Here is a 3912-nt window from a genome sequence, read left to right as displayed (position 1 = left end):
GAGTTGGGGGCGGGGCCCAGGGCCTGAGCGGGCCGGATGGTGCCCGCCTGCCTGTCGGCCGGTGCCCGCCGGCCCGCGTCCTTATACCGGGCATACCCACTTCTGTCGGGTCTCTCAGGACGCTCTCAGGCAGTTCTCATCCAGCGGCCCCAGAGTCGTAGCCATGACCGAGAGCTACCGCCGCAGCGGCGACGAGATGCCCCAGGACCGGCCGTACGCCTACGGCACCGAATACGGCACCGGCCACAGCAGCGACCACGGGACGGCGTACGCCGCCGGGCCCGGCGCGGACCGCCCGCACGGCGACGTCCCGCCGCCGCCCCCGTACGCCCCCGGGCAGCCCGGTGAGGACGGCGCGGCGGGCGCGGAGCCGCGGCGCCGGGCCCGGCGGCCGATCGCGCTGATCGCCGCGGTGGCGCTGGCCTCGGGTCTGATCGGCGGCGGCAGCGCGGCGCTGATCGCCGGCGCCACGCAGCAGAGCAATCAGGCGGGCGGCATCTCCACCCCGCTGGTCAACGCCGGGCAGAATTCGGCCGGTTCCGGCGTCGCCGGGGTGGCCAAGGCGGTCAGCCCCGCCATCGTCGAGATCAAGGCGCGGACCGGCGGCGGCGAGTCCACCGGCTCCGGCGTGGTGCTCACCAGCGGCGGCGAGATCATCACCAACAACCACGTGGTGTCCGGCGCCCGCACGGTCGGCGTCACCTTCAGCGACGGCAGCAGGAAGACCGCGGCGGTGGTCGGCACCGACCCCGACAAGGACCTCGCGCTGATCAAGGTGCAGGGCGCCAAGGGGCTCACCCACGCGGTGCTCGGCGACTCCGGCAAGCTCGCGGTCGGCGACCCGGTCGTCGCGATCGGCTCGCCCGAGGGCCTGACCGGCTCGGTGACCAGCGGTATCGTCTCCGCGCTCAACCGCGATGTGACCGTGCCCAAGGAGGACGGCCAGGGCCAGGGCCAGGGTCAGGGCCAGGGGCCGGGCGGGGGCCGCGGCTTCTTCGGCGGCGGCTGGCCGTTCGAGTTCGGCGGCAACCAGTACAACGGCGACACCGGCTCGTCCAAGACGACGTACAAGGCGATCCAGACCGACGCCGCGCTGAATCCCGGCAACTCCGGCGGCGCCCTGATCAACCTCCAGGGCCAGATCATCGGCATCAACTCGGCGATGTACTCGCCCAGTTCGTCGGACAGCAGCCAGGCGGGCAGCGTCGGCCTCGGCTTCGCGATACCGATCAACACCGTCAAGGCCGACCTGGACTCGCTGCGGGCGGGCGGCAGCGGCGGGGGGAACAGCGGGGTGTGAGGGGGCTGATCGGGGCCGGCCGTACGGGTCCGCACGGCCGGGGCGGGGAGGCCCCGGCGGGCCCCGAGGCGCGCGGTCGTCCACAGCCGGTGGGCGCGGCCGGGTTTTCCACAGGCGGCTGACCGCGGCCGGATCGCCCACCGCGCGTTATCCACAGGGCGACCGCCGACGCCGGCATCCGTGTCAGGCTGAAGCCAGAGAAAGGCCCAGCCGGCCGTCCGCACCACGCACACCGAGGTAGTCCGCCCATGAGCCCCGCAGAGCACGGTGATCACCCCGCCCGCATCCTGATCGTCGACGACGAGCCCGCGGTCCGCGAAGCCCTCCAGCGCTCCCTCGCCTTCGAGGGCTACGGCACCGAGCAGGCCGTCGACGGCCTCGACGCGGTGGAGAAGGTCGCCGCCTACGACCCCGAGCTGATCGTGCTGGACGTGCTGATGCCCCGGATGGACGGCCTGACCGCCGCCCGCCGGCTGCGGGCGAGCGGCGTCACCGTGCCCATCCTGATGCTGACGGCCCGGGACACCGTCGGCGACCGGGTCACCGGCCTGGACGCCGGCGCCGACGACTATCTCGTCAAGCCCTTCGAGCTGGACGAACTCCTGGCCCGGATCCGCGCCCTGCTGCGCCGCAGCTCGTACGCCGCCGCGGCCGGCGCCACCGGGCCGGACGAGAGCGAACTGCTGACCTTCGCCGACCTGCGGATGAATCTCGCCACCCGCGAGGTCACCCGCGGCGGCCGCCCGGTGGAGCTGACCCGCACGGAGTTCACGCTGCTGGAGATGTTCCTGGCCCACCCCCGGCAGGTGCTCACCCGCGAGCAGATCCTCAAGGCCGTCTGGGGCTTCGACTTCGAGCCGACCTCCAATTCCCTCGACGTCTACGTCATGTACCTCCGCCGCAAGACGGAGGCGGCCGGGGAGCCGCGGCTGGTCCACACCGTGCGCGGGGTCGGCTACGTCCTCCGGCTGGAGGGCGGCGCGGAATGAGCGGCACCGAGGACCGCCGGCCACCGGAGGCGGAGGGCACCCGCCCGCCGCACGGCCCCACCGGCCTGACGCGCTTCCGCCAGCTGCCGCTGCGCTCCCGGCTGGCGCTGCTCACCGCGGTCGCGGTCGCCTTCGCGGTCGCGCTGTCCGCCGCCGCCTGCTGGCTGATCACCCGCGACCGCCTCACCGAGCAGCTCGACACCTCGCTCGGCACCGTCGAGGTCAACTCCGACTACGTCCAGGCCATCAGCGCCCTGTGCGCCGGCCAGCCGCTCAACGTCCGCTTCCAGCCGACCCCGTACACCATCCAGGTCGTCACCCCGTCCGGCTATGTCTGCACCTCGCCCGGCAAAGCCCCGATCCCGGCGCAGCGGGAGGACCAGGCGGTCGCCGGCGGGCGGCTGGCCGGCACGGTCCACACCACCAAGGACGAGAACGGCACCGCCATGCGGGTCTCCACCGTCCCGTACCACGGCCCGGTCACCGACGCGCTGGGCAGCCGGCTGGCGATCTCGGTCGCCGCGCCGATGGACCAGGTCACCGATCCGCTCAACCAACTCGCGCTGGTGCTGCTGATCGTCGCCGGGGTCGGGGTGCTGGGCGCGGCGACGGCCGGCCTGTGGGTGGCCCGGGCGGCGCTCAAGCCCGTCGACCGGCTGACCGCCGCCGTCGAGCACGTCGCCCGCACCCAGGACCTGACGATCCGGATCCCCACCGACGGCGAGGACGAGATCGCCCGGCTCTCCCGGTCGTTCAACGCCATGACCGCCGCGCTGGCCGCCTCCCGCGACCTCCAGCAGCAGCTGATCGCCGACGCCGGCCACGAGCTGCGGACGCCGCTGACGTCGCTGCGCACCAATATCGACCTCCTGGAGCGCAGCGAGCGGTCCGGCCGGGCGATCCCGGCCGCCGACAAGGAGGCCCTGCTCGCCTCGGTGAAGGCCCAGATGGGCGAGCTGGCGGCGCTGATCGGCGACCTCCAGGTCCTCTCCCGCCCGGCGGAGACCGGCACCGGCGGCGGCACCTCCTCGCTGCGCGTCGTCGCCCTCCACGGCATCGTCGGCTCCGCCCTCGACCGGGCCCGGCTGCGCGGCCCCTCCCTCTCCTTCACCGCCGACCTCGACGCCTGGTACGTCCGGGCCGAGCCGGCCGCGCTGGAGCGGGCGGTGGTCAACCTCCTCGACAACGCCGTGAAGTTCAGCCCGCCCGGCGGCACGGTCGAGGTCCGGCTGGCCGGCGGCGCCCTGACGGTCCGGGACCACGGCCCCGGCATCCCGCCCGACGAACTCCCGCACGTCTTCGAACGGTTCTGGCGCTCACCCTCCGCCCGCAGCCTCCCGGGCAGCGGCCTGGGCCTGTCCATCGTGGCCCGCACCGCCGAACAGTCCGGCGGCGGCATCCGCCTCCGCAACGCCCCCGGCGGCGGCACCGAAGCCCTCCTCACCCTCCCGGGGGCGCCTACGCCGCCGCCGGATATACCGGGGGCGGGGGCGGGGGCGGGGGGCGGTCCGAGTGGCGGTCCGACTGCCGATCCGCGAGTCGGTCCCGGGGCCGGTCCGGGAGCAGGTCCGGGGGCCGGGGCCAGCGGACGGCGGGGGGGGCGGCGGGGGCGCGGCCGGGGGG

At 74.8% G+C, this 3912-nt stretch carries 3 protein-coding genes; all 3 read left to right on the top strand.

The window, feature by feature from the left end; genetic code table 11:
* Positions 1-163: 163 nt before the first annotated feature.
* The gene (locus ADL22_RS12090) at positions 164-1300 is read left to right on the top strand and encodes a S1C family serine protease (protein ID WP_066977013.1); all 1137 of its coding nucleotides are present in this window, start codon (positions 164-166) and stop codon (positions 1298-1300) included.
* 248 nt (positions 1301-1548) lie between these two features.
* Positions 1549-2289: a response regulator transcription factor gene (locus ADL22_RS12085; protein ID WP_066977010.1), complete on the top strand. Its 741-nt coding sequence runs from the start codon at positions 1549-1551 to the stop codon at positions 2287-2289.
* On the top strand, positions 2286-3912 hold a 1627-nt coding region (locus ADL22_RS12080; protein ID WP_234430661.1), incomplete at its 3' end, for a sensor histidine kinase. The genes ADL22_RS12085 and ADL22_RS12080, both read left to right, overlap by 4 nt.

The sequence above is a fragment of the Streptomyces sp. NRRL F-4489 genome (assembly GCF_001509485.1).
GTDB lineage: Bacteria > Actinomycetota > Actinomycetes > Streptomycetales > Streptomycetaceae > Streptomyces.
This window is presented reverse-complemented; position numbering and strand designations above follow the sequence as displayed.

Excerpts from the sequence above, each read along its gene's own strand:
- ADL22_RS12085 (WP_066977010.1), top strand. The coding sequence starts at position 1,549 with ATGAGCCCCGCAGAGCACGGTGATCACCCCGCCCGCATCCTGATCGTC.
- ADL22_RS12090 (WP_066977013.1), top strand. The coding sequence starts at position 164 with ATGACCGAGAGCTACCGCCGCAGCGGCGACGAGATGCCCCAGGACCGG.